This window comes from Pseudooceanicola aestuarii (assembly GCF_010614805.1).
In the GTDB taxonomy this organism is placed as follows: Bacteria; Pseudomonadota; Alphaproteobacteria; order Rhodobacterales; family Rhodobacteraceae; genus Pseudooceanicola; species Pseudooceanicola aestuarii.
On the sequence record NZ_JAAFZC010000001.1, the window covers coordinates 652625 to 678108 of the forward strand.

The 25484-nt window shown below is 67.4% G+C and carries 23 protein-coding genes and 2 riboswitches; of the genes, 9 read left to right on the plus strand and 14 right to left on the minus strand.

What is annotated here, in order from left to right; genetic code table 11:
- Positions 1-11: 11 nt before the first annotated feature.
- The 8 genes from G5A46_RS02990 to G5A46_RS03025 form a co-directional block, all read right to left on the minus strand.
- Positions 12-968, minus strand: a complete 957-nt coding sequence (locus tag G5A46_RS02990; RefSeq protein WP_163847187.1) for a branched-chain amino acid ABC transporter permease — start codon at positions 966-968, stop codon at positions 12-14.
- The gene (locus G5A46_RS02995) at positions 965-1834 is read right to left on the minus strand and encodes a branched-chain amino acid ABC transporter permease (RefSeq protein ID WP_163847189.1); all 870 of its coding nucleotides are present in this window, start codon (positions 1832-1834) and stop codon (positions 965-967) included. The genes G5A46_RS02990 and G5A46_RS02995 overlap by 4 nt, the downstream gene beginning before the upstream one ends.
- On the minus strand, positions 1834-2556 hold the full coding sequence (locus tag G5A46_RS03000; RefSeq protein ID WP_163847192.1) for an ABC transporter ATP-binding protein: 723 nt from the start codon (positions 2554-2556) through the stop codon (positions 1834-1836). The genes G5A46_RS02995 and G5A46_RS03000 overlap by 1 nt, the downstream gene beginning before the upstream one ends.
- Positions 2553-3287 carry an ABC transporter ATP-binding protein gene (locus tag G5A46_RS03005; RefSeq protein ID WP_163847193.1) on the minus strand — a complete coding sequence of 245 codons (735 nt, stop codon included), beginning with the start codon at positions 3285-3287 and terminating at the stop codon, positions 2553-2555. The genes G5A46_RS03000 and G5A46_RS03005 overlap by 4 nt, the downstream gene beginning before the upstream one ends.
- A 6-nt stretch (positions 3288-3293) precedes the next feature.
- Entirely contained in the window at positions 3294-4523 is a 1230-nt protein-coding gene (locus G5A46_RS03010; RefSeq protein ID WP_163847195.1) for an ABC transporter substrate-binding protein, read from the minus strand.
- Positions 4524-4590: 67 nt separating this feature from the next.
- Entirely contained in the window at positions 4591-5895 is a 1305-nt protein-coding gene (locus tag G5A46_RS03015; protein ID WP_163847197.1) for a M20 family metallopeptidase, read from the minus strand.
- Positions 5892-6536: a cysteine hydrolase family protein gene (locus G5A46_RS03020; protein WP_163847199.1), complete on the minus strand. Its 645-nt coding sequence runs from the start codon at positions 6534-6536 to the stop codon at positions 5892-5894. Before G5A46_RS03020 ends, G5A46_RS03015 begins: the two co-directional genes overlap by 4 nt.
- Positions 6530-7300, minus strand: a complete 771-nt coding sequence (locus tag G5A46_RS03025; protein WP_163847201.1) for an N-formylglutamate amidohydrolase — start codon at positions 7298-7300, stop codon at positions 6530-6532. The genes G5A46_RS03020 and G5A46_RS03025 overlap by 7 nt, the downstream gene beginning before the upstream one ends.
- Before the next feature lie 134 nt (positions 7301-7434).
- Between G5A46_RS03025 and G5A46_RS03030 the strand changes: the two genes are divergently transcribed.
- From G5A46_RS03030 to G5A46_RS03055, 6 genes are all read left to right on the plus strand, one after another.
- Positions 7435-8292, plus strand: a complete 858-nt coding sequence (locus G5A46_RS03030; protein ID WP_163847203.1) for a MurR/RpiR family transcriptional regulator — start codon at positions 7435-7437, stop codon at positions 8290-8292.
- A complete protein-coding gene (locus tag G5A46_RS03035; RefSeq protein ID WP_163847204.1) occupies positions 8289-9593 on the plus strand; it encodes a glutamine synthetase family protein in 1305 nt (434 codons plus the stop codon). Before G5A46_RS03030 ends, G5A46_RS03035 begins: the two co-directional genes overlap by 4 nt.
- Before the next feature lie 238 nt (positions 9594-9831).
- Positions 9832-10749 (plus strand): MYG1 family protein, encoded by a 918-nt coding sequence (locus G5A46_RS03040; RefSeq protein ID WP_163847206.1) that lies wholly within the window; start codon positions 9832-9834, stop codon positions 10747-10749.
- Between the two features lie 213 nt (positions 10750-10962).
- The gene (locus G5A46_RS03045) at positions 10963-11520 is read left to right on the plus strand and encodes a L,D-transpeptidase (protein ID WP_163847209.1); all 558 of its coding nucleotides are present in this window, start codon (positions 10963-10965) and stop codon (positions 11518-11520) included.
- Between the two features lie 191 nt (positions 11521-11711).
- A complete protein-coding gene (locus G5A46_RS03050; RefSeq protein ID WP_163847211.1) occupies positions 11712-12611 on the plus strand; it encodes an alpha/beta fold hydrolase in 900 nt (299 codons plus the stop codon).
- A complete protein-coding gene (locus tag G5A46_RS03055; RefSeq protein WP_163847213.1) occupies positions 12608-13783 on the plus strand; it encodes a geranylgeranyl reductase family protein in 1176 nt (391 codons plus the stop codon). The genes G5A46_RS03050 and G5A46_RS03055 overlap by 4 nt, the downstream gene beginning before the upstream one ends.
- Before the next feature lie 24 nt (positions 13784-13807).
- On the opposite strand, the gene G5A46_RS03060 is transcribed toward G5A46_RS03055, so the two are convergent.
- The gene (locus tag G5A46_RS03060; RefSeq protein ID WP_163847215.1) at positions 13808-14572 is read right to left on the minus strand and encodes an arylesterase; all 765 of its coding nucleotides are present in this window, start codon (positions 14570-14572) and stop codon (positions 13808-13810) included.
- Between G5A46_RS03060 and G5A46_RS03065 the strand changes: the two genes are divergently transcribed.
- Together G5A46_RS03065 and G5A46_RS03070 are read left to right on the plus strand one after the other, a co-directional pair.
- Positions 14571-15281: an ABC transporter ATP-binding protein gene (locus G5A46_RS03065; RefSeq protein ID WP_163847217.1), complete on the plus strand. Its 711-nt coding sequence runs from the start codon at positions 14571-14573 to the stop codon at positions 15279-15281. The genes G5A46_RS03060 and G5A46_RS03065 overlap by 2 nt on opposite strands.
- Positions 15278-17806, plus strand: a complete 2529-nt coding sequence (locus tag G5A46_RS03070) for an ABC transporter permease (protein ID WP_163847219.1) — start codon at positions 15278-15280, stop codon at positions 17804-17806. The genes G5A46_RS03065 and G5A46_RS03070 overlap by 4 nt, the downstream gene beginning before the upstream one ends.
- 179 nt (positions 17807-17985) lie before the next feature.
- On the opposite strand, the gene gcvP is transcribed toward G5A46_RS03070, so the two are convergent.
- The 4 genes from gcvP to G5A46_RS03090 form a co-directional block, all read right to left on the minus strand.
- On the minus strand, positions 17986-20829 hold the full coding sequence (gene gcvP, locus G5A46_RS03075) for an aminomethyl-transferring glycine dehydrogenase (RefSeq protein WP_163847221.1): 2844 nt from the start codon (positions 20827-20829) through the stop codon (positions 17986-17988).
- An 84-nt stretch (positions 20830-20913) separates the two neighbouring features.
- Entirely contained in the window at positions 20914-21273 is a 360-nt protein-coding gene (gcvH, locus tag G5A46_RS03080) for a glycine cleavage system protein GcvH (RefSeq protein WP_163847223.1), read from the minus strand.
- A gap of 22 nt (positions 21274-21295) precedes the next feature.
- Complete coding sequence (gene gcvT, locus G5A46_RS03085) at positions 21296-22426, minus strand: glycine cleavage system aminomethyltransferase GcvT (protein ID WP_163847225.1); 1131 nt, start codon at positions 22424-22426, stop codon at positions 21296-21298.
- A gap of 76 nt (positions 22427-22502) precedes the next feature.
- Positions 22503-22562: riboswitch (glycine riboswitch) on the minus strand.
- 3 nt (positions 22563-22565) lie between these two features.
- A riboswitch (glycine riboswitch) is annotated at positions 22566-22652 on the minus strand.
- 36 nt (positions 22653-22688) lie between these two features.
- Positions 22689-23222: an RrF2 family transcriptional regulator gene (locus G5A46_RS03090; protein WP_163847227.1), complete on the minus strand. Its 534-nt coding sequence runs from the start codon at positions 23220-23222 to the stop codon at positions 22689-22691.
- Positions 23223-23306: 84 nt separating this feature from the next.
- Between G5A46_RS03090 and G5A46_RS03095 the strand changes: the two genes are divergently transcribed.
- Positions 23307-23870, plus strand: coding sequence for a gamma-glutamylcyclotransferase family protein (locus tag G5A46_RS03095; protein WP_338050021.1), 564 nt, complete (start codon positions 23307-23309; stop codon positions 23868-23870).
- 189 nt (positions 23871-24059) lie between these two features.
- On the opposite strand, the gene gltX is transcribed toward G5A46_RS03095, so the two are convergent.
- Positions 24060-25385, minus strand: coding sequence for a glutamate--tRNA ligase (gltX, locus tag G5A46_RS03100; protein WP_163847229.1), 1326 nt, complete (start codon positions 25383-25385; stop codon positions 24060-24062).
- Positions 25386-25484 lie beyond the last annotated feature (99 nt).

A 25484-nucleotide genomic window follows, 5' to 3' on the forward strand; every position in this document is an offset into this window, starting at 1 on the left:
GGTGGTCTCCTTCAACTGTTCCTGCCCGCCCGTGTCAGACGTGAGAAGATGTCGATTGCGCCGCTGGGCACCAGGCGCAGGACAAGGATCATGGCCACGGCCACGATGATGAACCGGGCCTCTTCCAGCCCGCGCACCCCGGCCATCGCTTCCGTCAGGAAGGTCAGCGCCAGCGCGGCAAAGACGGGCCCCAGGATCGACCCGGCGCCGCCGATCAGCACCATCGAAAGGATCAGCGTTCCGAGGGAGAACCCGAAAACCTCGGGCGAGGCGACGCGGAAATAGATCGCGTAAAGCCCGCCCGCTATCCCGGTGAAGACCGCCGAGACCACCATGACCAGCACGCGCTGCCGTGCAACGGAAATTCCGCGCGACTGGGCATATTCCGGGTTGTCCCGCACCGCCCGCAGCGACAGGCCGAAGGGCGATCTGGCGATGAACAGCAGGGCGATGACCGACAGGGTCAGCAGGCCGAGGGCGACGTAGTAATAGGCGAACTTGAAATCGCGGATGAAGTTGTAGTCACCCAGCTTCAGGTAGGGCAGCCGTACCAGCCCCTCGGCCCCGCCGGTCAGATCCCCCTGGCTGAGGACGATCTGCATGCACAATTGCCCGAAGGCAAAGGTGACCAGCACGACGTAGATCCCCTTGAGCCGCGCAACGGGAAGGGAGATCAACAGCCCGGCCCCGGCCGCCGTCGCCCCGCCCGCCAGGATCGCCAGCCAGGGCGACAGGTCCAGGTGGCTGGTCAGCATCGCGGCGGTGTAGACCCCGATCCCGAAGAAGGCGAGGTGCCCGAAGTTGAACAGGCCCCCGATCCCTAGGCTGAGATCCCAGTTGGCCGCCACCGTGGCGTAGATGAAGGCGACGATGAAGACATGGCGCGTGTAGCTGTCCGTAAAGACGAAAGGGACCAGCAGCAGCAGGATCAGCCCGGCCAGCGCGAAAAGGCAGTGATTTCGTGTCATGACGCTTTCCCGAAAAGTCCGTTCGGCCGGAAGACCAGAATGAAGATCAGCGCCACGAACAGCACCGATGGCGTCCAGTAAAGTCCCAGCCACAGGACCAGAAGCGCCTCGAAGAAGCCGATGACATAGGCGGCACCGGCGGTGGCGCCCAGGCTGCCCAGCCCGCCGAAGATCACCACGATCATCGCGTTGACCAGCGGATCGGCCCCCAGCCCCGGCGTGACAAATCGGATGGACCCCAGAAGAACACCTGTCAGCCCCGCCAGCGCCGCCGACAATCCGAAGGCCAGCGAGAAGGTGCGCGGCACGTCGATCCCGATCAGCGCGGCGCTGTCCTGGTTCTGGCCCACAGCGCGCAGGGACCGGCCCGACCGGGTGCGCCCGGTGTACCACCACAGCGCCAGCAGCACGATCGGCGCCAATACGATGATCAGCGCCTCATGGGCCGAAACCGGCGCGCCCAGGATGTTGACCTGGCCGTCGATGACCCGCGGCAGCTGCTTCAGCCGCGGACCCCAGATCATGGAGCTGCCCCGCTCGATGATGGTTGATGCGGCAAGCGTCGTCATCACCGTGATCAGCATCATGTTGCGGCTTTCGTAGAAGGGCCGCACCAGCAACCATTCGATCAGCACGCCCGCCAGGGCAGCGGCGCCGATGCCCGCGATGATGCCGGCAAACAGGCCCAGACCCAGCGGTTCGGTGACCGTCCAGGCGACATAGGCTCCCAGGGTCATCAGCGCGCCATGGGCAAAGTTGAACACCCCCAGCGTGGTCCAGACCAGCGACAGGCCGGAGGCCATCAGCGCATAAAGCGACCCGAGCAGCAGCCCGGACACCAGCGTTGGAATCAGAACGCCATCCATCATCGGGCCCCTTCGCCGAAATACATATCCATGATCTCCTGATGATCCGGCGCGTTGGCCTTGTCGATTTCGTTGACCACCTCGCCCTGCTCCACCAGATAGAGCCGGCTGGACAGCGCCAGCAGAAATTCCACATCCTGTTCGACGACGATCAGGGGGATACCCCTTTCGGCGATGGCGGCGATGGCGTCGCGCAGTTCTCCCTTCAGGCGGGGCGACAGGCCCAGCGTGGGTTCGTCCAGGATCAGCAGGCGTGGGTTGCACATCAGCGCGCAACCGATGGACAGCATCTGCCGCTCCCCGCCGGACAGGGTCCGGGCCGATTGCCGCCGCCGCTCTGCCAGGCGGGGGAACAGGCTGTGCACCTCCGCCATGCGGTCGCGCCATCCGGTCCGCGCGCGGCGGTTGAAGGCGGCAAGCTCCAGCGTCTCTTCCACGCCCATGTCGCCGAACAGGGTGTTGCCCTGCTGCGCATGGACCAGCCCGGCCGCGACAATGTCCGACGGCTTGGCACGGGTGATGTCACGCCCGTCAAAGGTGATCGTGCCGGCGCTGACCCGCAGCAGGCCCGACACCGCGCGCAGCAGCGTCGTCTTGCCGTGGCCGTTGGGACCGAACAGGCCGATTGCCTCGCCCGCGTCGACATGGATGTCGATGCCGTGCAGGACCGGCATCTGGCCATAGCCCGCCTGCAACCCGCTGACGTCCAGTAGTCGGCTCATACGGTGGCCCCTCCGATATAGGCTTCGACGACGCGGTCGTCGCGGATGACGGTCTGCGGATCGCCCTCCATCAGGACGGCGCCGTGGTTGAGAACCAGCAACCGCTGGCTGACCGACAGCAGCAGACCCAGCACATGCTCGATGATCAGGATCGTCACGCCATGCCGGTTCACCCTGAGCAGCAGCGCGTCCAGCTCCGCGATTTCCGGGCGGGTCAGGCCAGAGGCCGGTTCGTCCAGCATCAGGATGTCGGGGCGTGTCACCAACGCCGAGGCGATCATCAGCTGTTTCTTCTGGTAGACGGACAGGTCGGCCGTCTCCATGTCCCGGCGCACGGGGTCGAACCCCACAAGGTCCAGCGCCTCTTCGGTCGCGTCGCGCATCGCGCCACCGCGCAGCCCGGCGGCGAAATGGGCGCCCAGCGCGGTGGTTTCGCGGGCCGACAGGTCGGGAAATTCCGCATCTTTCTGGAAGGTGCGGGACAGACCCCGGCGAAAGATCTGATGCGGGCGCAGATTGTGGATCGGCGCGCCCTTGAACCGGATATCCCCCCGGGTCGGACCAAAGGGGATGCCCGTGATGCAGTTGAACATCGTCGACTTGCCGGACCCGTTCGGCCCCGCGACCCCGAAGATTTCACCGCGCCTGACCTGAAAGCCGACGTCGTTGACGGCCGTCAGCCCGCCGAAAGTCTTGGTGACATTTGAGAGTTCGAGTATCGGGTCCGGCATGTCAGGTCAGTCCATCCACGGCGGGGTCATGAATGCGCCGTTGGCATAGCCTTCGGGCGCAAAGAGAACCCGCTTGCCATCCTGGATCTGGTAGAACTGCAACGGGATATGCGCATCGCCCTGCACCGCCAGGTGGGTTTCGGGATCGAATTCGATCAGCCCGGCTGCCGTTTCCTTGCTGGCGGACCCGATGTATTCGCCGATGGCCACACGGTCCTGCGGGTCGCCGACCGCCTTCAGGGCATCGGCATACAGCATGACTTCCTCGTAAAGCATCGGGCCGTAGGTTCCCGGCTCGTTGCCGTAGGCCTCCACATAGGCCGAGACGACCTTGTTTGCGCGTTCGGACGCACTGACGGGCAACACGCCCCCCAGCAGGTTATACAGCACGCCAGAGCTTGCCTCCTGCGTCAGGTCCAGAAATTCCGGGACGGAGGGGGCGTATTGGATGAACACCAGGCTGTCGGTCGGCTGTTCCATGAATTGCGACATGAAGGCGGCCGCGTTGCCCGACAGGTAGTCGGTGTTGATGACCACCGCCGGGGGATCCTGCCGTACCTTGGCCAAAAAGCCGCGCCAGTCGCCGACCTCGCCAAAGGGCACCAGGTCGTTCACCGTGATCTCCCATCCGGCTGCGCCGAAACTGTCCACCAGCCCTTCTGCGATGGTCTTGGAATACGGGTTGTCCGAGGAGATGATCGCAACCTTCTTGTTCGGCAGTTCGATCGTGCCGTCGCCCAGCCGGTCGATCACCGGCACCACACCGGTATTGTAGGCGTCAAAGGACGGGGTGAAGGACCAGATTGTCGGGAAAGCCTCCGGGTCTTCGGAGATGATGTCGCGGGTCTGGGAGGAATTCGCGGAGACCAGATAGATCATCTCCATCTCGGCCATGATCTCGATCTCGAAATTGGAGCCGGAGGCATAGCCGGTCACGATGGCGCCCATTTCCCGGTCGCCCAGCAGCCGCTCCGCCGCCGTCGCGACAGAGGCGGCGGATTGGTCGGCCGCGTCGCCCACGGCCAGTTCGAACGTGTAGCCGGCAATGCCGCCGGCGGCGTTCAGCTCGTCCACCGCCAGCTGCGCACCGTTCACCATCTCCTGGCCATCGGCGGCCGCCGGGCCGGATACCGGCGCCAGCACGCCGATCTTGACGGTTTCGGCCTGCGCCAGGGCGGGCAGCCCCAGCGTCAGGGCCATGATACTGGCCGTGATCAGATTTCTTCGGGTAGGCATGTTGGCTCTCCTTGTTGGTGCTGTGTGTGGGTGCGTGCCGTTTCCCGGCTTTCTTGTGCGCCCCGCCCTAGCGGGTGCCGCAGATGTCGAGGATCGCCGCCGCGATCACCTTGGTGCTGCGATGCAGAGAGGCGACGTCGACATATTCGTTGTCGCCATGAAACCCGTCGCCCGAGGGGCCGTAGATGCAGGCATCCACCCCGGCGCCGGCGTAATGGGCGGCATCGGTCACGGCGTCGAAGCCGCGCACCTCGGGCGTCTCGGCGAGAGTGGAATGGTGGCCCACCAACGAGGTCACGATGGGATGGTCCACCGGCGTATCCATCGGCGGGAAATGCAGGCCGCCCAGTTCCCAGGTCACTTCGGGCGGGTGGGCGCGGGTCCAGGGGTCCAGCGCGGCGAAGGCCGCGACGAAGGCTTCGAACTCCGCGCGGACTTCGGCGGATGTCTCGTTGGGCAGGAATTTCAGGTCCAGATCCAGCGTCACCCGGTCCGGGGTCATCGCGGGGTTGGTGCGGATGAAGGGCAAGCCGTCGTCCCCGATGCCGACACCGCCGTGAATGACGCCGGGGTTGATCGTGGACAGGCCCGGCGGGCACAGCGGGTGGTAATTGGTGCGGCAGCGCGAGGCCTCGAATTCCTTCAGCGCGGCCAGGAACCGTGCCGCGATCTCGATCGCGTTGACAGCCGGGATCAGGCGGCCGGGCACATCAGGCTGGGGGAAGATGTCGTTGTAGCGCATTCCGGCATGGCCGGAGCGCCCGATCAGCGTGACACGCACCCATTCCAGCCCGCCCTCCGCCGGAACGACCTTGTCCCAGGTGGGTTCGGCGATGATCGCGTTCTTTGCCAGGTGCCCCTTCTTCACCGCATCCATGGCGCCGAAACCACCGGCTTCCTCGTCCACCACGGCGTGGATCGATACCCGGCCCTCCAGCTCTATCCCGGCGGCCTTGATGGATTCCACCGCCGCGATGCAGGCGGCCAGCCCGGCCTTCATATCCACGCTGCCCCGCCCGTACAGGCGGCCATCGCGCAGCTCGGCGCCGAAGGGGTCCACCGTCCAGTTGGCGGCATTGCCCACCGGCACGGTGTCGATATGACCGCACAGGATCAGGCTGCGATCCTCAGTGCCGGGCAGACTGCCCACCACGTTGGGCCGGTCTTCGAAGACCTCCCAGCTTTCGGTCTGGTAGCCCTGGGATTTCAGCCGGTCCTCCACCAGCGCGGCAACGGCGGTTTCGTTGTTCAGCCCCTGTTTCGTCTCGAACTTGGGGTTCACCGAGGGGATGCGCACCATCTCCTGCGTCAGGGAAATGACGCGGTCGGGATTGGTGTCGATCTCGTCCCAGATCTTCTGGTGCAGGCTCATGCGGATGCTCCTTCGAGTTCTTCGATCAGCTCTCTGGTCGTGACCTGACGGCAGTATCCCTTGATCGTGGCGATGGAATTGGCCTGGCGTTCGGGCGTGTAGGTCAGGCAGGCGTCGGTCACCTGCGTCACCAGGTAGCCCAGGTCACAGGCGTCGCGGATCGCGCTTTCGACGCATTGGTCGGTCAGCAGGCCGGACAGGACGATCTGCCGAACGCCCAGGCAGCGCAGGACATAGTCGATATGGGTGGAGACAAAGACGGAGGAAGAGGTCTTCGGCAGCCAGATCTCGTCCTCCTCCGGGGCCAGCGCGTCCAGCGGCCTGCCGTCCCAGGATCCCTTGGGCACGTTGAAGCCGGTGATCTTGTAATCCAGGCTGCGGTCCCGGCCGTCCTTGGTCAGGCTTTCGATGGTGGTGTACATCACCTCCACCCCGGCGGCGCGGGCAGCGGCGCGCAGGGCCTGCATGTTGGGCAGGGTCTCGGCCTCGAACTGGTCGAAGAAGGCGCCGTATTGGGCCTGAAACGTCTCGGGGGACAGATGGGCGAATTCGCCCCCGTCACGCCGGGCCGAAAAGTTCTGCACATCGATGAACAGCAGGGCCGAGGCGCTTGGATCTAGGGGAATGTCTCGGGTCAGCATCCGGTCTCCAGAAAGGTTGTCACGGCATCGCAGAGAAGATCGGCGATCTCCGCCTGCCCGGCTTCGGTGGCAATCAGGTCGTGGCGAATTTCGATCAGGCTGTGCGGCAGCCCCGAGGCTTCGCCATGGCGGGGCACGAACCAGTCGCTGTCGTCGTCGATCTGATAAGGTTCGTTCAACGCCAGGTCGAAATCGGGGCGCAGCCCGGCGATGACCTCCATCAGCCGTTCCGAACTGCGCAAGTCCCGCCGCCCCAGAAAGCCGATATGCCAGGGCCGCAGCGCCCCGGTCGCGGCCAGGCGAGGGGTGAAGCTGTGGATCGACAGCATCACCGACAGCGGCGCGGCGCGGGCGGCCAGCACGGCCTCGTGAAAGGGCTGGAAGATCTCCGCCACCCGGCCCCCGTGCTGCGCGGCGGACAGGTCGCGGTTTCCCGGCACCTGCACGCCATCGGACACGGCAGGGATCGCATCGGCAGCATCCGGCGGACGGTTGCAATCGATCACCAGCCGCGAATAGCGCTGCAACACCGCGGCACATCCCAGCCGCCGCGCCATTCGGCGGGTCACCGCGGCGGCGCCCACGTCCCAGCCGACATGCAGGTCCAGGGTCTGCGCGGTCAGCCCCAGGCCGTTCAGCCGCCGGGGCACCGCCTGTCCGGCGTGTTCGCAGACCAGCAGCGCCGGCATGTCGCCTGTTGCGGCGATCTTCTCCACCGGGGCGGGGTCCACGCCGGCGTCCAACAGGGGGGCAGTCGTCAACATCTTACCTTCTTTTTCCTTGCGAGCGGGCAATTTTTCCGCATCGCCTTCGCCTCCCGAGGATTGATAGAATACTTTCAGAGTCAATGATTTTTTTAATGTTGACACATTTCATTCCGAATGCATGGATAGCCTCCATGCAAGTTCGCGAGAAAATTGAGCAGCTTACGGAAACCTTCACCCCGGCGGAGCGCACGCTCGCCTCGGTGCTTTTGTCCGACTATCCCTTTGCGGGGCTGCAATCGATCCAGGACCTGGCGAAGACCGCGCAATCCTCCGGGCCCACTGTCTCCCGCTTTGTCAGCAAGTTGGGCTATTCCGGCTACCAGGCGTTTCAGCAGGCCCTGATCGGCGAGCTGAAGGAGGGGCAGAAATCCCCGATCCAGCTGATGGCCACGCAAAAACCCTTTGAAGAGGCCTGGTTCGCCGAATTCATGCGCCGCGCCGAAATGTTGATGGCCGAGGTCGCGACCACAATTTCGGATGCGCAGTTCACGCGGGTGTGCAAGCTGCTCTCCGAACCGGGGCCGGGACTTTACATGATCGGCGGGCGCGTATCGGACGGGTTGGCGCAATACATGTTCCGCCACCTGCGCCAGTTCCGGCCCAAGGTGCACCACCTGCCCGCCGACCCCGAAACCTGGCCCGGCTATGTCACGGGGATGCGGAAATCCGATATCCTGCTGATCGTCGATTTCCGCCGCTACCAGGTGAACCTGGAACGGCTGGCGGCGATGACGTCGTCCAAACGCGGCTGCCGGATCGTCCTGATCACCGACAAGTGGATTTCCCCGATCGCCCGCCACGCCCACGAAGTCCTGGCCGTCCCGATCGAGAACGGGACCTTCTGGGACAGCTACGCCGGCGCGCTGTCCGTCATGGAAGCCATCATGACCCGTGTCGCCGAAAGCGACTGGAACCAAGCCAAACAAAGGATCGAACAATGGGACGAGTACCGGCAGACCCTGATGCCGCCCTCCGGGCCGGAGACATGAGCGACCCCCTCGTGTTTGCGGCGACCTGCGATATCGCCGGCAAGGTCCGGGGCAAGGGGTTCCCTCTCTCCGCGCTCGACAAGCGTCTGGAAAAAGGCGTGGGCTGGACCCCGACCAACGTCATGATCTCCTGTTTCGACGGCATCGCGGAGGGGCCCTTTGGCTCTCTCGGGGATCTGCTGTTGATGCCCGACGCCGCCACACAGCTGGAGCTGCCGCTGAGCGATCGGGTCGAACGGGTGATGCTGGGCGACATCACCACGCTGGACGGCACGCCGTGGGCCTGCTGTACGCGGTCGCTGCTCAAAGGCGCCATCGCGCGGCTGGAACGGGTCGCCGGGGTCCGGGCCATCGCGACGTTCGAACATGAATTCCAGCTGCTCGATCATGACGCGACACCGGGCGATGCCTTCAGCCTGGCGGGGTTCTCCGTCGGGCGGCGATTGGGCGAACGGGTGATGGCGGCGCTGCGCGCGGCGGGGATGCAGCCCGACACCTTTTTGCGGGAATTCGGCGCCGGGCAATACGAACTGACCATCGACCCGACCGATGCCCTGACCGCCGCCGACCAGGCGACGATGCTGCGCGAGATCGTGAAACTGATCGCCGCCGACGAAGGGGAGCGCGCGACCTTCACCCCGATCCGCGACGCGGCCGGGGTCGGCAATGGCGTGCATGTTCATTTCAGCTTTGTCGATGCGCAGGGGCAGCCCTGTACCTGGGACGCGGCGGGGCAGGACGGGCTGGCGCCTGTCACCTCAGCTTTCGCCGCGGGGATTCTGAAATACATGCCCGCCATACTGGCCTTCACCGCGCCATCCCGGGTCTCCTATCTGCGCCTGACCCCGCATCGGTGGAGCGCGGCCTACAACAACCTGGGGGACAGGGACCGCGAATCGTCGCTGCGGATCTGCCCGGTCGCCGCGACCGACCCGGACAGGATCGCCCGCCAGTTCAACCTGGAATACCGCGCCGCCGATGCCGCCGCAGCGCCGCATCTGGTGCTGGCGATGCTGCTCCATGCCGGATGCCAGGGCATCGACGAGGGGCTGACCGCCCCGCCCGCCACGCAGGAAGACCTGTCCCTGCTATCCCCCGAGGCCCTGGCCGATCGCGGGATCGAACGGCTGCCCCAATCACTGGAGGCCGCGCTGGACCGACTGGCCGCGGAAGAGGTGGTGCAGGGCTGGCTGCCCGAGGGGTTCCGCGAGGTCTACATCGCCCATAAACGCGGCGAGCTGGACGAATTGTCCAGCCGGTCCATGGACGAGGCCTGCGCCGCCTACGCCGCCGTCTACTAGCACCCGCCCCGGAAGGCCCACCGGCGCGATCCCCAGGGCTGGCGCTGGCCCGCAACCGAGACAGGGATAGGGACAGGGATAGGGACATTTTCTCCGTGGCCATGCATCAAGTGTCGCGGGCGGCGGTCGGCACCTTGGCCCCCCGGCGCGTTTCGTGGCAAGGTACGGCGACCCCCACGGGCCGCAGCGGATCACGGTTATCCGCCGGGGCCGGTCCAGACCTGACAGAGTGCCAAAGATGACCATGACCCACCTCGTCACCCATTCCGGTGGCTTTCACGCGGATGAGCTGCTTTCCGCGGTCATTCTGACCCGACTGTACCCTGAGGCCGCGCTGGTGCGATCACGGGATGCGGCATGGATCACGCCGGGAGAAGGCCGGATCATCTTTGACGTCGGGCGTGACTACGACGCGGCGGCACGGATCTTCGACCACCACCAACGCCCCAACCCCCTGCGCGAGGACGGCCGACCCTACAGCTCCTTCGGGTTGATCTGGCGGCACTACGGCCGCGATTACCTGCACGCGCTGAACGTGCCCGAATCCGACCTGGAAGATATCCACGAGGCCTTCGACCAGGGCTTTGTCCTGCCGATCGACCTGATGGACAACGGGGCGCTGGAGCCCTCTGTCGCGGGGCCGCTGGCGGGGATGACGCTGCCGGTGCTGCTGGAATCGCTGAAACCGGCCTTCGACGCGCGCGGCGATACGGCGGATGACGATGCCTTTGCCGCCGCGCTGCCGGTGGCACGCGCCTTCATAGAGGCCGCGATCGCCAAGCGCGCGGCCAAACGCCGGGCCGAGGCGATGGTGACGGCCGCCATCGCGGCGGCGGGCGACGGGCAGGTGCTGGAATTGCCCATGGGGATGCCCTTCCGCTCCGCCGTTGAGAAGGCAGGCGCCGACCACCTGCTGTTCGTGATCCACCCGCGCCAGGACGACTGGACCCTCACCACCATCCGCAAAAGCGGCGATACCTTCGAAAGCCGTGCAGACCTGCCCGAAAGCTGGGCGGGCCTGACAGACGCCGCGCTTGAGGAGGCCTCCGGCGTGGCGGGCGCGAAGTTCTGTCACAATGCGCGGTTCATCGCCGTGGCCCAAAGCCGCGACGCGATCCGGGCGATGGCCGATCTGGCAGTGGCCGCGGCTACGTGAGCGCCCTCCGCCTGCCGGACCGGACCGCGCCCGGCATACCGCACCGGGCGAATCCAGAACGCCCGGCGATCCTGACGCAAATGTGAGCGGAAATAGCGGCACGGATGCCACACTTCGCCGGCTCAGGCGGAACGTTCCCTGCCGGCCTGTCGTTACAATGCAGCAACGAGGTGGCAAAATACCGCCTCACCTCTGCCAAATGGAGTGCTGCCAATGCCGACCCGCCGTTCTTTCATGGCCTCCGCCCTTGCGGCAACCGCCCTGCCGTTCCTGCCGCGCGACGCGCAGGCTGTCGACCAGATCTTCATGCCGACCCGCGTGACCTTCAGCCCGGCCTATCAGCCCGGTCAGATCGTGATCCTGCCGCGATCCTACTTCCTGTACCACATCGTCGAACCCGGCGTCGCCATGCGCTATGGCATCGCGGTCGCGCAGCCCGGTCTGGGCTGGACCGGCACCGCCACGATCAAACGCAAGGTCGAATGGCCCACATGGCGCCCGACCGACGACATGATCGACCGCAACCCCCGCGATTACGGCAAGTTCAAGGGCAACCGCGAGCGGATGCCCGGCGGCCCGGGCAATCCGTTGGGCGCGCGGGCGCTTTACCTCTACGAGGGAGACAAGGACACCTATATCCGCATCCACGGCACGACCGCCCCGTCCTCCATCGGGCGCGCGGCCTCCAGCGGTTGCTTCCGCATGGTCAACGACCACGTGATCGCGCTGTACAACCAGGTTCCGATCGGCACCAAGGTCACCGTCCTGTAGCCAAACAATGGCCGGCCGCACTGGCCGGCCCCGCCCCTCAGGTACGGCCCGCCCCCATGCTGCCGGGGGCCGGGCCGTCACCATACCCCGCGGTGCCGCGTCGCGCGCGCGCCCGTCGGTTTCGGTTTTCCCCCGGACCCACAGCGGCTAAGGTCGCAGGGACCACCGGCCCCAGTCCAAAGCACCGACGGATGTTCCTGCCCTACGCCCGCCTGATCCTCTTGCTGCTCGTTGCCGCCTGCACCGCCTTGCCGCCCCCGCAAGAGGCGGCCAGCTTTCCCATGCTGGACGACGGCAAAGTCCATCAGGGCGTGCAGAAGGCCATCGTGGTGATCCCCGGTGCTCTGGCCTCCGTCGGGATTTTCCGTCCTGTGCTGAATTGGCAGGAACCCGACAGCGCCGTCATCGCCTATCGCTATCCCGGCATGGACGGGCTGGAACTGGACCACCGCGTCGACATCGAACTGGCCGGCCAGCTGATCGCCGACACGTTGAACCGGATCGACGCGCAGGAGGTCTACATGATCGGCTATTCCACCGGCGGCCCCGTCGCGCTGGAAGCGGCCAAGCACCTGAAGACCCGCGATATCTCCATCGCCATGCTCTCTTCGGCCTCCGACAGCCCGGCGGCGATCGTCGCTTCACTCAAGGGGTTCCGCGACGTGGTGACGGCCCTGCTGCGGGCCGATGGCAAGTCGATGGCCGACGCCTGGGCAGAGAATTACCGTACCCTGCTGTACGGTCGCGACCATTACGCCAACCGTGAACAGGCCGCCCGCAGCGCCCAGTTGGCAAAGACCTCACGCCCGCGCCTGACCACCCCGGCGCAAAAGCTGACGATGGCCCATACTGCGGATCTGCTGTACTGGCGCCTGCAACACCCCGAACAGCTGTCCGACGTGCGCATCGGTTTTTTCCACGGCGGGGCCGATTCCGTGTTCTCCGTCGACCGGACACGCCGGTTCGCGGGCAAGGTCGCGGCCGAGAAATTCTATATCTACGACGGTCAGGGCCACCTGTTGTTCATCACTTCGAACCGGTTGTGGGACGATATCCGCCGGTTCTTCTTTGACGGGAAGCCCGCCGGATGAAGGATGCCTTTGACGTGATCGTGCTGGGCGCCGGCCCGGCGGGGGCGGCTGCCGCGATCACGGTCGCGCGGGCCGGGTTGCGGGTGGCGCTGGTGGATCGGTACCGGTTCCCGCGCGAGAAACTGTGCGGCGGCGGCTTTACCGGGCGCAGCCTGCGGTATTACCGCCGCATCTTCGGCGCCGCTCCGCCCCGTGCCATTCTGGAGACAAAGACCGACGTCCGCTTTGCCGCGCATGGCCAGGACCTGGGGTTGATCCGGGACATCCCGCCGATGCACCTGACCATGCGCCGCGAGCTGGACCGGCACATGGTCGCCCTGGCGCTGGAGGCCGGGGCCACCGATCTTACCGGTCAACCCATCGCCGCGATCGACACGGAGGCCCCGGCCCTCACGCTGAAATCCGGGCGCAGTCTGACCGCCGCCCTGCTGATCGGGGCCGATGGCGCCAACAGCCAGGTGGCGCGGGCCCTGTTCGGGGAGAGTTTCAACCGCGCCCGGATCGGGTTCGGGCTGGAGGTCGAGGCCCCGCCAAAGGGCGACAATACCGCCGCGCCGCTGCGCATTGATTTCGGCGCCGCCGAATGGGGCTATGGCTGGCATTTCCCCAAACGTGGAAGTTCCACCATCGGGGTGGGCGGTGTGCTGGCGCGCAATGCGGACATGAAATCCGCCATGGGCGACTACCTGGCGCTGCTGGGCCATGACCCGGCGATGGCCAGCAAGGGTCAGTTCCTGCCCTTCGGCGATTTCCGCCGGGTGCCGGGGCGCGGCAAGGTGTTGCTGGCCGGGGATGCGGCCGGGCTGGTCGATCCGATCACCGGTGAGGGCATCGCCTTTGCCATGCGCTCGGGCCAGTTGGCGGCACGCTCCGCCGTGGCCGCCATCGCCGCGCGCGCACCGGACAGCGCCTTGCCGCGCTACCGTGCGGAATTGCGCCCGATCCATCGGTCGTTGCGACAAGCACGGGCGATCCGGGTGCTGATCTTCTCCCGACCGCTGCGCGGCGCCTTCGTGCGGGCATTCCGGGGGTCGGGGACGCTGCGCCATCTCTACTTCCGCCTGCTGGCCGGCGAGATCGAGTATCCGGAAATGACCCGCGCCACCCTGCGGCGCCTGCCCGTCTTTGCCTGGAAGGCCCTGCGTGGCGGCCAGCGCCGCGCCGACGGCTAGGACCGGGCGAGGCCGCTGTCACCCTCAGCCTGCCGGATCCGCCTCCGCCCGAAGGATCAGGGCCTCGACCTCGGGGCCCAGGGCCTTGACGATGCGGGTGACGCCCTGCGCGTTGGGGTGGATGCCGTCGTCCTGCATCAGGCCACGCAGCGCCGTCGGGTCCGAGGGATCGCCCAGCCCGGCAAAGATGCTGGGCACCAGCAAGGTGTCATGTTTCGCGGCCAGTTCGGGAAAGATCGCCTCGAACTCCGCCTTGTAGACCGCGCCGAAATTGCCTGCGGCGGGCAGGCCCACCAGCATCATCGGAAGATCGCGCCCCGCCCCGGCCTTCAGGATGCCGTCCAGGTTGGCGCGGGTCTGCGCCGGGTCCAGCCCGCGCAGCACGTCATTGCCGCCCAGAGCCACGATCATCGCGTCCACATCATCGGACAGCGACCATTCCACCCGTGCCAGCCCACCGGCCGTGGTGTCACCCGAAACGCCTCCATTGATGATCCGCACGTCGTGGCCGCGCGCCTCCAGCCAGGCTTGCAACTGCGGCACCAGCCCGTCCTCGGGCGCCAGGCCATAGCCCTGGGTCAGGCTGTCGCCCAGTGCCAGGATCCGCGTCCGGGCCGCATCGCCTGCCGTATTCCGGGCCGTGTCCTGGGCCGTGTCCTGGGCCGTGACCGGCGCCGCCGCCAGCAGCGCCACCCCTGCCAGCGGGCCAAGAATGCCGGACCGTGCCTTGCGGGCAATCGCTCGGCCCCCATATGACACCCTGGACCAGACCCCGGAAAAGGCCGCCATGACGCACAATGTACTCTCTCTCAGCGGGGCCCGGCTGGCCCTTGATGGCAATGCGGGCCGGGTGGAGATCCTCCACGGGATCGACCTTGATGTCGCAAAGGGCGAAACTCTCGGGCTGGTGGGGCCAAGCGGATCGGGCAAATCGTCTCTCCTCATGCTCATGGGTGGGCTGGAACGTGCCACGGGCGGACAGATCATTGCACTGGGGCAGGATCTGACCGCGATGTCCGAGGATGCGCTGGCCCGGTTTCGCAGGGAACATATGGGGGTGGTCTTCCAATCCTTCCACCTGATTCCCACGATGACCGCGCTGGAAAATGTCGCCACGCCGCTGGAACTGGCCGGCCATCGCGACGCCTTCGACCGCGCCGCGGCCGAGCTGGAGGCGGTGGGCCTGTCGCATCGCGCCGATCATTACCCCTCGCAGATGTCGGGCGGCGAACAGCAGCGCGTCGCCCTGGCCCGCGCCTGTGCGCCCCGCCCCGAGATCCTGTTGGCGGACGAGCCGACCGGCAACCTGGACGGCAGCAACGGCGCGGCGATCATCGACTTGCTGTTCGGTCTGCGCGACCGCCACGGCGCCACGCTGATCCTGGTCACCCATGCCGATGACCTGGCCACGCGCTGCGACCGGGTGGTGCACCTGCGCGACGGCCATGTCGCCCCGCAGGATCGGGCGGAGGCCACGCCCCGGGAGGCCGCGACATGAGCCTGCGCCGCGACGCGGCCATCGCCGCCCGGCTGGCCGCACGGGAATTGCGCGGCGGGCTGTCAGGGTTCCGCATCCTGGTCGCCTGCCTGGCCCTGGGCGTGGCCGCCATCGCCGGCGTGGGCAGTGTGCGCAGCGCCATCGACGCGGGCCTGGCCGCCGAGGGCGCGGCCCTGCTGGGCGGCGATGCGGAGATCGAGCTGACATACCGCTTCGCCACCGAGGACGAACGCGCCTGGATGGAGGATCGTGCCGAGGCGGTGTCCGAGATCGCCGATTTCCGCTCCATGGCGGTTGTCGGCGAGGATCGCGCCCTGACCCAGGTGAAGGCCGTCGATGACGCCTATCCGCTGGTCGGCGACGTCGTGCTGGACCCGGCGCAACCGCTGGCCACGGCGCTGGCGTCGCGCGACGGCGTGGCGGGCGCGGTCATGGACCCGGTGCTGATCGCCCGGCTGGGGCTGGACATCGGAGACCGGTTCGAGCTGGGCGGCCATCCCCTGCGCCTGACCGCCGCGCTGAAGCGGGAGCCGGACAGCGCCGCCGCGGGTTTCTCCCTCGGGCCGCGCACATTGGTGGCACGGGCGGGGCTGGACGGGTCCGGCCTGCTGGCGGCCGGAACGCTTTTTGACACGAATTACCGCCTGCTCTTGCCCCCCGCCGCCGATCTGCCCGCGCTGGAAGCCGCCGCGCGCGACCGTTTCGCGGAAAGCGGCATCCGCTGGCGCGACAGCCGCAACGGCGCGCCGGGCATCGCCAGTTTCGTCGAACGGCTGAGCGCGTTTCTGATCCTGGTCGGCCTGTCGGGTCTGGCGGTTGGCGGTGTCGGCGTGTCGGCGGCGGTGCGCGCCTACCTGGCGGCCAAGACCTCGGTGATCGCCACGCTGCGCACCCTGGGCGCGGAGCGGCGGGTTATCTTCCTGACCTATTTCCTGCAGATCGGCGCGCTGGCCCTGCTGGGCATCGCCATCGGTCTGCTGCTGGGCGCTGCGGTGCCACTGCTGCTGGCCCCGGTGATCACCGCGCAGCTGCCGATCCCGGCGGTCTTCGGCCTGTATCCCGCACCGCTGGCCGAAGCGGCGATCTATGGCGCGCTGACCGCGCTGATCTTCACCTTGTGGCCGCTGTCGCGCACCGACGAGATCCGCGCCGCCACCCTGTTCCGCGATGCAGGCGCCGCCGGGCCGCTGCTGCCGGCGCGGCGCTACCTGGTGGTCACGGCAGCGCTGCTGGCGCTGTTGCTGGCGGTGGCCGTGGGGTTCAGCGGCTCTGCCGCGCTGACGCTGTGGACAGCGGGCGGTATCGGCTTTGCGCTGATCCTGCTGGCGGCGGCGGGGGTGGGCATCCGACGCCTGACCGGTCGCCTGGCCCGGCGCGCACGCGGGATGCCGCCATTGCGGTGGGCCGTGGCCGCCATCGCCGGGCCGCGCAGCGAGGCGCTGCCGGTGGTTCTGTCGCTGGGGCTGGGGCTGTCGGTGCTGGCCGCCGTCGGCCAGATCGACGGCAATCTGCGCGCCGCCATCACCCGCGACCTGCCGGACCGGGCACCGGCGTTCTTCGTGGTCGATATCCAGAAGGACCAGATGCCCGCATTTCTTGACCGGGTGGAAGGTGACCCGGCTGTCGATCGGGTGGACCGGGCTCCGATGCTGCGCGGCGTGATCACGCAGATCAACGGCCAACCCGCCCGCGAGGTGGCGGGCGATCATTGGGTGCTGCGCGGCGATCGCGGCGCCAGCTATGCCGATGCCGTGCCGGAGAACACCACCGTGACGGCGGGGGAATGGTGGCCCGAAGGGTACACCGGCGCCCCGCAGATCAGTTTCGCCGCCGAGGAAGGCGCCGAGATGGGCCTGTCCCTGGGCGACGAGATCACGATGAACATCCTGGGACGGGACATCACCGCCACCCTGACCAGCTTTCGCGAGGTCGATTTCTCTGGCGCGGGGATGGGGTTCGTCACGGTGATGAATGCCGCTGCCCTGGAGGGGGCGCCGCATACGTTCATCGCCTCCATCTATGCCGATCCGGAGGCCGAGGCCGATCTGCTGCGCGACCTGGGCCGGGCCTTTCCCAACATCACGCTGATCCGGGTGGGCGATGCCATCGGGCGGGTCAGCGAATTGCTGACCGGGATCGCCGCGGCGACCTCCTATGGCGCGGCGGCGACGCTGCTGACCGGGTTCCTGGTGCTGATCGGCGCCGCCCTGTCCGGGGAGCGGGACCGGATGTACGAGGCCGCCGTGCTGAAGACCCTGGGCGCCACGCGCGGGCGCATCCTGTCCAGCCTTGCCCTGCGCGCGGCCCTGCTGGGCGCGGCGGCTGGTGTGGTCGCCATCGGGGCGGGCATCGCGGGCGGCTGGGCCGTGATGCATTTCGTCATGGAGACGAAATTCGAGGTGATCTGGCCGAATGCGCTGGCCGTGGTGCTGGGCGGGCTGGCCGCCAACCTCGCCGCCGGTCTGCTGTTCGCCTGGCGGCCCCTGGCGGCCCGTCCCGCGCGGGTGCTGCGCAGCGCGGATTGAACAGGACCAGCGACAGCCCGGCACCGGTGCGGGGCCTGATCTGCGCGGGATCGGAACCGGGTCTGCGGTCTGCGGCCACCGCGGTCTGACCCGAAGAGAGGGGGACGCTGTCCCCCTCTTGAGCTGCGCTCAATTCACCCCTTGCGGTATTTCGGCCCGAAGGGGGCGGGCGGCGCGCCTTATTCCGCCGCCTCCGCGTAATCGGACATCGGCGGGCAGGTGCAGGTCAGGTTGCGATCCCCCCAGGCGTTGTCCACGCGGTTGACCGGCGGCCAGTACTTGTCCACCCGGAAGGCCCCGGGGGGGAAGCAGCCCTGTTCGCGGGCATAGGCGCGGTCCCAGTCGCCCACCAGATCTTCCACCGTGTGGGGCGCGTGTTTCAGGGGCGAGGCATCGGCCGCGATGGTTCCGGCCTCGATCTCCGCGATTTCGGCCCGGATGGCGAGCATCGCGTCGCAGAAGCGGTCCAGCTCGGCCTTGGTTTCGCTTTCCGTGGGTTCGACCATCAACGTGCCGGCGATGGGCCAGGACATGGTGGGCGCGTGGAAGCCGCAATCCACCAGCCGTTTGGCGATGTCGTCCACCGTCACCCCGACCTCGGCGAAGGGACGGGTGTCGAGGATGCATTCATGCGCCACGCGCCCCGTCGGCCCCTTGTAGAGCACGTCATAGGCGCCCTTGAGCCGGGCGGCGATGTAATTGCCGTTCAGGATCGCCAGGCGGGTGGCCTGGGTCAGCCCCTCGCCGCCCATCAGCAGGCAATAGGCCCAGGAGATCGGCAGGATGGAGGGGGAGCCGAAAGGCGCCGCCGACACCGCGCCAGTGCCGCCGCGGGCGACGTGGCCGGGCAGATGCGGCACCAGATGCGCCTTGACCCCGATGGGGCCCATGCCGGGACCGCCCCCGCCATGGGGGATGCAGAAGGTCTTGTGCAGGTTCAGGTGGCTGACGTCGCCGCCCAGATCGCCGGGGCGCGACAGGCCCACCATGGCATTCAGGTTGGCGCCGTCGATATAGACCTGCCCGCCATTGGCATGGGTGATCTCGCAAACCTGTTTCACCGTCTCCTCGAAGACACCATGGGTCGAGGGATAGGTGATCATGCAGGCGGCCAGCGCATCGGCGTGGGCCTCGGCCTTGGCGCGGAAATCGTCAAGGTCGATATCGCCGTTGTTCATCGACTTCACCGGCACCACCTTCCAGCCGACCATCTGGGCCGAGGCCGGGTTGGTCCCGTGGGCGGAGGTGGGGATGAGGCAGACGTTGCGCCCGCCCTCGCCGCGCGCGGCGTGATAGCGACCGATGGTCAGCAGCCCGGCATATTCCCCCTGCGCGCCGGAATTGGGCTGCATGGAGAAATCGTCATAGCCGGTGATGTCGCACAGCTTGGCCGACAGGTCGCCCAGCAGCTGAGCATAGCCCTGGGCCTGATCCTCGGGGGCGAAGGGGTGCAGGGCGGAGAATTCGGGCCAGGAGATCGCCTCCATCTCCACGGCGGCGTTCAGCTTCATCGTGCAGGAACCCAGCGGGATCATCGCCCGGTCCAGCGCCAGATCGCGATCCGCCAGACGGCGCATGTAACGCATCATCTCCGTCTCGGCGCGGTTCATATGGAAGATGTCGTGATCCATGTAGCTGGAGTGGCGCAGCAGCGCCTCCGGCAGGTCATGACGGTCCAGGGCACCCACCGCGCGGTCGGTGATGCCGAAGGCGCGCCAGATGCCGGCGATGACCTCGGGCGTGGTGCATTCGTCCAGCGCGATGCCGATGCGGGTCTCTCCGACCTGGCGCAGGTTGATCCCCTCTTCGCGGGCGGATTTCAGGATCGCGGCCTGGAACGGCCCGACCTCCACCGTGACGGTATCGAAGACCTTCTTCGGGAAGACATCGAACCCCGCCTCGCGCAACCCCTCGGCCATGGTGACGGTGCGGGCGTGGATGCGTTGCGCGATGGCTTTCAGCCCCTTGGGCCCGTGGAAGACGGCATACATCGAGGCCATCACCGCCAGCAGCGCCTGCGCGGTGCAGACGTTCGACGTGGCCTTTTCCCGGCGGATGTGCTGTTCACGGGTTTGCAGGGCCAGCCGATAGGCGCGGTTGCCGCGCGCGTCGATCGACACGCCGACGATCCGCCCCGGCATCGACCGTTTCAGCGCGTCGCGGCAGGCCATGTAGGCGGCATGGGGCCCGCCATAGCCCAGCGGCACGCCGAACCGCTGGGTGGAGCCGACGGCGATGTCGGCCCCCATCGCGCCCGGCTCCTTCAGCAGGCACAGCGCCATGGGATCTGCGATCACGATGCCCAGGGCGCGGGCACCATGCAGCGCCTCCATCTGGGGGGCGAAATCACGGAGGACGCCGTTGGTTCCAGGATATTGGAAGATCGCGCCGAACACCTTCTCGGCCTCCAGCTCGGAGGGGCGGCCGACGATGATCTCGATTCCCAGCGGCTCTGCCCGGGTGCGGATCACGTCGATGTTCTGCGGATGGCAGGCCTCGTCCACGAAGAAGGCGCGCGCCTTGGACTTCGAGGCGCGCTCCGCCATGGTCATCGCCTCGGCGGCGGCCGTCGCCTCGTCCAGAAGGGAGGCATTGGCGATGTCCAACCCGGTCAGATCGGTGATCATCGTCTGGTAGTTCAGCAACGCCTCCAGCCGGCCCTGCGAGATTTCCGGCTGATAGGGCGTGTAGGCGGTGTACCAGGCGGGGTTTTCCAGGATGTTGCGCTTGATCGCCGGGGGGGTGATCGTGTCGTGGTAACCTTGCCCGATCAGGCTGGTCATCACCTTGTTCTTGCGGGCCACGCCGCGCAGTTTCTCCAGAAGCTCCTTCTCCGACAGGGCCGCGCCGAAATCCAGCGCGGCCTGCTGGCGGATCGCCTGCGGCACGGTGTCGTCGATCAGCGCCTCCAGACTGTCGGCACCCACGGCCTCCAGCATCTGCGCCATTTCCTCAGGCGAGGGGCCGATGTGACGACGGTTGGCGAAATCATAGGGATCGTAGGACGTGGGAGAGAAGGGCATGACGCCTCCTTGGGCAACGCGGCTGGTCGGGAAGTTCAGGGGGCGCGGCAGCGGGAGAGGGCCGGCCGCCGCGCCGGATCGGCCCTAGCCGATCATCTTGTTGTACTCTGCCTCGGACATGTAATCGTCCATCTGGGACGGGTCCGAGGGCTTGATCTTGAAGAACCAGGCCTCGCCCATCGGGTCTTCGCCGACCTTGCCGGGATCATCGACCAGCGGGTCGTTGACTTCCACGATCTCCCCGTCCAGCGGCGCCAGGATGTCGGAGGCGGCCTTGACGCTTTCGATCACGACGCATTCATCGTCCTTGCTGACCTCGGTCCCGACCTCGGGCAGTTCGACAAAGACGATATCGCCCAGCTGTTCGGCGGCGTGTTCGGTGATGCCCACGACGATCAGGTCGTCTTCGGGGCGCAGCCATTCGTGTTCTTCGGTGAATTTCATCGGGATCTCTCCGGCGTTGGTGTCAGCGTTTGAAGTTGGCAGGCACGAAGGGCAGGCTGTCAACGCGCACCGGCAGACGCTTGCCCCTGAGTTCGGCAAATAGATCGGTTCCGGCCATGGCAAGCGCAGTGGGGACATAGCCCATGGCGACCGGCGCCTGAACACTGGGCCCGAAGGCGCCGGAGGTGATGGTGCCGATGGGAGATTCGGCGGTCTCGGTCTCGAACAATTGCACGCCCTCGCGCATGGGCGCGCGGCCCTCAGGGCGAAGGCCGACACGCAGGCGGTCGGCGCCCTGCGTCAACTGAGGCAGGATACGATCCGCACCGGGGAAGCCGCCTTCGCGGGCGCCATCGGTGCGACGGACCTTCTGGATGGACCAGTGCAGCGCAGCCTCCACCGGGGTGGTGGCGGTGTCCATGTCATGACCGTAAAGGCACAGCCCGGCCTCCAGCCGCAGGCTGTCGCGGGCGCCCAGACCGCAGGGCAGGACGCGGGCGTCCTCCAGCAGGCGGCGGGCCAGGGCGGGCGCGGCCTCGGCGGGGACGGAGATCTCGAAGCCGTCCTCCCCGGTATAGCCCGAGCGGGTGATCCAGCATTCCACCCCTGCCAGCGTCACAACGCGCATGTCCATGAACCGCATCTCGGCCACCTCGGGGTTGAGCGCGGCCAGCGCGGCTTCCGCCTCCGGCCCTTGCAGCGCCAGCAGACAACGATCGGTGATCTCGCTCACCGTCAGCTCGGGCAGGGATGCGGTCATATGGGCCAGATCGGCGGACTTGCAGGCGGCGTTGACCACGGCAAACAGGCTGTCGCCGCGGTTCACCACCATCAGGTCGTCCAGGATACCGCCCGAAGGATCGGTGAACAGGGCGTAGCGTTGCCGCCCCTCCTTCAGCCCCAGGATATCGGCAGGAACCAGCCGTTCGAACCCGCCCGCCAGCGTGGCCCAATCGCCTCCGGTGACGCTGACCTGGCCCATGTGGGACACGTCGAACAGCCCGGCGTGGGCACGGGTGTGCAAATGTTCCTTCATCACCCCGGCGGGATATTGCACCGGCATGGCATAGCCCGCAAAGGGCACCATCTTCGCACCCAGTTCGACATGCAGGTCATGCAGCGGCAAATGTTGCAGATCGCTCTGTTCGGCCATCGGAACCCTCCCGGTCCTGTCCGGCGGAATGCCGGGCATCAGTCACGCGCAGAACCAGCCTGCGCCACGATGCCCCCTCTGTCCTTCGGCCTGAGATCGCTATCCCTTCGGCGGGCCCGGGGGCCACTCTCCAGAGTTCTTTGGTCGGTCGGTCCCTTGGGCCTGAGAGTTTCCGGGGCGGTTGCTCCTTCGGCACCGGCAAAGCCGGTTCTCCCGATCCGATGCGGGGGGCATAGCGGCTCCCCCCGCGTCTGGCAAGGGCTCAGATGCGCGGCAGGGCGGCGGTGTCCGGCGCCGGGGCGGTCTCGATCTCGGTCTCGGGCGCGGGCGCCCTGTCCGCCACATCCATCGCGCCAGAGCAGTCCGGCGGCGTCATGATCTCTGCCAGGGCGACATTGCCGCAGACCAGCGCATCCAGCGTCACGTCGTCCAGCGCGGCATAGAAGGCCTCCGCCGCGCGGGCGATGGCACGGCGCAGGCGGCACCCCGCGACCAATGGGCAGGTGTTGGTGGTCTGGTCGAAACATTCCGCCACGGGCAGCGCCCCTTCGAACTGGCGGAACACCGCACCGACGCGGATGCCCTCGGCCGGGCGGCCCAGGGTCATGCCACCGCGCCGCCCGCGCTGCGTGTGCAGGAACCCCAGCTGCGCCAGATGGTGGATCACCTGCGCCAGGTGGTTCTCGGAGGTATTGCAGATGGCCGCGATCTCCGCCTTGGTCACCAGCCGGTCGTCATGCACGGCGCAATACATCAGCACCCGCAGCGCCAGGTTTGTTCGTTTGGTCAGACGCATCCCGCAATCCCGCTTTCCGCTTCGGCATTTATTGCCCTTCGGTGCCGTTCGGGGTTTGATCTGCGTCAATCGCAGGAGGATATCGTGATCACCGACCCGCATTTCTTTGGCTATGGCAGCCTCGTGAACCGCGCCACCCACAGCTATGCACAGGCCCATCCCGCCCGCGCGCAGGGCTGGCGGCGGACCTGGCGGCACACGGCCGGGCGCGACGTGGCGATCCTGACCGCCGTGCCCGCGCCGGGGGTGCAGATCGACGGGCTGATCGCCGCCGTGCCCGGAGGCGACTGGGCGGTACTGGACGAACGCGAGGTCGATTACGACCGGCTGCTGGCCGGGGACAGCGTCCTGCACGAGACCGGCCTGTCCCCCGCCGTTTCGATCTATTCGATCCCGGAGACAAAACACCCCGCCGCCCCCGCCCCGCGCCCGGTGCTGCTGTCCTATCTGGACGTGGTGGTGCAGGGCTACCTGCGCGAATTCGGAGAGGACGGCGCCCGCCGCTTCTTTGACACCACCGACGGCTGGGGCGGGATCCGCGACGACAGGGCCGCGCCGCTCTATCCCCGTGCGCAACGGCTCAGCACAGCTGAGACCGCCTTTGTGGATGGAGAACTGCACCGGATGGGGCTGAACGCGCTGCCCTGAGCGAAGGGACAGGCGATAGGGGGAAAGACCCTTGGAGGTGCAGTCGAGCAACAGGGCCGCCGACGTTCACCTAGATCCGGTAGATCCGGCCCATGCCGCAGGGCGTAACCCCACCCCCTTCGGGCGCCAAATACCGCCGCGCAGCGGGCAGCGCCCGGCACGGGCGCCCCCTGTCGCAGCGTCGCCCTGTCAGCCGCGCGCGCGGATCACCTGAAGCAGCGGCAACACCTGCGACATGTCCGGCCCGTGGGCGCGGCCGGTCAGGGCCTTGCGCAGCGGCATGAACAGGCCCTTGCCCTTGCGGCCGGTCGCGGCCTTCACCTCGGCCGTCCACTTGCCCCAGGTGTCCGCGTCATGCGGCCCCTCAGGCAGCAGCGCCATGGCCTGGGCGACGAATTCGGCATCGTCGGGGTCGATCACCGGCTCGGCCCCTTCGGAGAAGAGCTTCCACCAGCCGTCGACCTCGTCGATAGTGGTGATGTTGTCCCGCACCACCAGCCAGAAGACTTCGGCCTTGTCGGCGGGCACGCCGGCGGCGTCGATGCGGGGGCGCACGGCGTCCAGCGACAGGCCTTGCAGCACCCGCGCGGTCAGCGGGAACAGGTCGCGTTCGTCGAACTTCGTGGGGGCCGAGCCGAATTGCGAGATATCGAACCCGTCCACCAGCTCCGCGACCGAGGCGCGCAGCTCCACCGGTTGCGAGGATCCCAGCCGCGCCATCAGGCTCAGCAGCGCCATCGGCGCCACGCCACGCGCGCGCAGATCGCGGATCGACAGGGTGCCCAGCCGTTTCGACAGCGCCTCTCCCTGCGGGCCGGTCAGCAGCGAATGGTGGGCAAAGGCGGGGGGCGTGCCCCCCAGGGCGCGGATCATCTGGATCTGCGTCGCCGTGTTGGTCACGTGGTCGGAGCCGCGCACCACGTCCGTCACGCCCATCTCCGTGTCATCCACCACGGAGGCGAGGGTATAAAGCACCTGCCCGTCTCCCCGGATCAGCACCGGGTCAGAGACAGAGGCCGCGTCGATGGAGATATCGCCCAGGATGCCGTCGGTCCATTCGATCCGTTCCTGGTCCAGCTTGAACCGCCAATGGCCCTGGCCGCGTTCGGCGCGCAGGCGGTCCTTTTCGGCTTCGGGCAGGTCCAGCGCGGCGCGGTCGTAGACCGGCGGGCGACCCATGTTCAGCTGCTTCTTGCGCTTCAGGTCCAGTTCGGTCGGGGTTTCGAAACATTCGTAGAACCGCCCCATCTCGCGCAGGGTTTGCGCGGCTTCGGCGTAGCGGTCCAGCCGTTCGGACTGCCGCTCCACCCGGTCCCAATGCAGGCCCAGCCAGTCCAGATCTTCCTTGATCGCGTCGACGTATTCTTCCTTGGACCGTTCCGGGTCCGTATCGTCGATGCGCAGGATGAAGGTGCCGCCGGACTTGCGGGCGATCAGGTAGTTCATCAGCGCGGTGCGCAGGTTGCCGACGTGGATGTATCCGGTGGGCGACGGGGCGAAACGGGTCACGGTCATGAGGGATCTCCTGTTGAGCCGCCGCATGGCACAAGCGCGGGGCTTTGTCCAGAAATCGGGCCGCGCGGGGGATACGCGCGAGCCCCTCGGTGCGGGGCC

Bases quoted from the DNA above. Each gene is read 5' to 3' on its own strand.
- G5A46_RS02990 (WP_163847187.1), bottom strand. From the start codon at position 968: ATGACACGAAATCACTGCCTTTTCGCGCTGGCCGGGCTGATCCTGCTG.
- G5A46_RS02995 (WP_163847189.1), bottom strand. From the start codon at position 1,834: ATGGATGGCGTTCTGATTCCAACGCTGGTGTCCGGGCTGCTGCTCGGG.
- G5A46_RS03000 (WP_163847192.1), bottom strand. From the start codon at position 2,556: ATGAGCCGACTACTGGACGTCAGCGGGTTGCAGGCGGGCTATGGCCAG.
- G5A46_RS03005 (WP_163847193.1), bottom strand. From the start codon at position 3,287: ATGCCGGACCCGATACTCGAACTCTCAAATGTCACCAAGACTTTCGGC.
- G5A46_RS03010 (WP_163847195.1), bottom strand. From the start codon at position 4,523: ATGCCTACCCGAAGAAATCTGATCACGGCCAGTATCATGGCCCTGACG.
- G5A46_RS03015 (WP_163847197.1), bottom strand. From the start codon at position 5,895: ATGAGCCTGCACCAGAAGATCTGGGACGAGATCGACACCAATCCCGAC.
- G5A46_RS03020 (WP_163847199.1), bottom strand. From the start codon at position 6,536: ATGCTGACCCGAGACATTCCCCTAGATCCAAGCGCCTCGGCCCTGCTG.
- G5A46_RS03025 (WP_163847201.1), bottom strand. From the start codon at position 7,300: ATGTTGACGACTGCCCCCCTGTTGGACGCCGGCGTGGACCCCGCCCCG.
- G5A46_RS03030 (WP_163847203.1), top strand. From the start codon at position 7,435: ATGCAAGTTCGCGAGAAAATTGAGCAGCTTACGGAAACCTTCACCCCG.
- G5A46_RS03035 (WP_163847204.1), top strand. From the start codon at position 8,289: ATGAGCGACCCCCTCGTGTTTGCGGCGACCTGCGATATCGCCGGCAAG.
- G5A46_RS03040 (WP_163847206.1), top strand. From the start codon at position 9,832: ATGACCATGACCCACCTCGTCACCCATTCCGGTGGCTTTCACGCGGAT.
- G5A46_RS03045 (WP_163847209.1), top strand. From the start codon at position 10,963: ATGCCGACCCGCCGTTCTTTCATGGCCTCCGCCCTTGCGGCAACCGCC.
- G5A46_RS03050 (WP_163847211.1), top strand. From the start codon at position 11,712: ATGTTCCTGCCCTACGCCCGCCTGATCCTCTTGCTGCTCGTTGCCGCC.
- G5A46_RS03055 (WP_163847213.1), top strand. From the start codon at position 12,608: ATGAAGGATGCCTTTGACGTGATCGTGCTGGGCGCCGGCCCGGCGGGG.
- G5A46_RS03065 (WP_163847217.1), top strand. From the start codon at position 14,571: ATGACGCACAATGTACTCTCTCTCAGCGGGGCCCGGCTGGCCCTTGAT.
- G5A46_RS03060 (WP_163847215.1), bottom strand. From the start codon at position 14,572: ATGGCGGCCTTTTCCGGGGTCTGGTCCAGGGTGTCATATGGGGGCCGA.
- G5A46_RS03070 (WP_163847219.1), top strand. From the start codon at position 15,278: ATGAGCCTGCGCCGCGACGCGGCCATCGCCGCCCGGCTGGCCGCACGG.
- gcvP (WP_163847221.1), bottom strand. From the start codon at position 20,829: ATGCCCTTCTCTCCCACGTCCTACGATCCCTATGATTTCGCCAACCGT.
- gcvH (WP_163847223.1), bottom strand. From the start codon at position 21,273: ATGAAATTCACCGAAGAACACGAATGGCTGCGCCCCGAAGACGACCTG.
- gcvT (WP_163847225.1), bottom strand. From the start codon at position 22,426: ATGGCCGAACAGAGCGATCTGCAACATTTGCCGCTGCATGACCTGCAT.
- G5A46_RS03090 (WP_163847227.1), bottom strand. From the start codon at position 23,222: ATGCGTCTGACCAAACGAACAAACCTGGCGCTGCGGGTGCTGATGTAT.
- gltX (WP_163847229.1), bottom strand. From the start codon at position 25,385: ATGACCGTGACCCGTTTCGCCCCGTCGCCCACCGGATACATCCACGTC.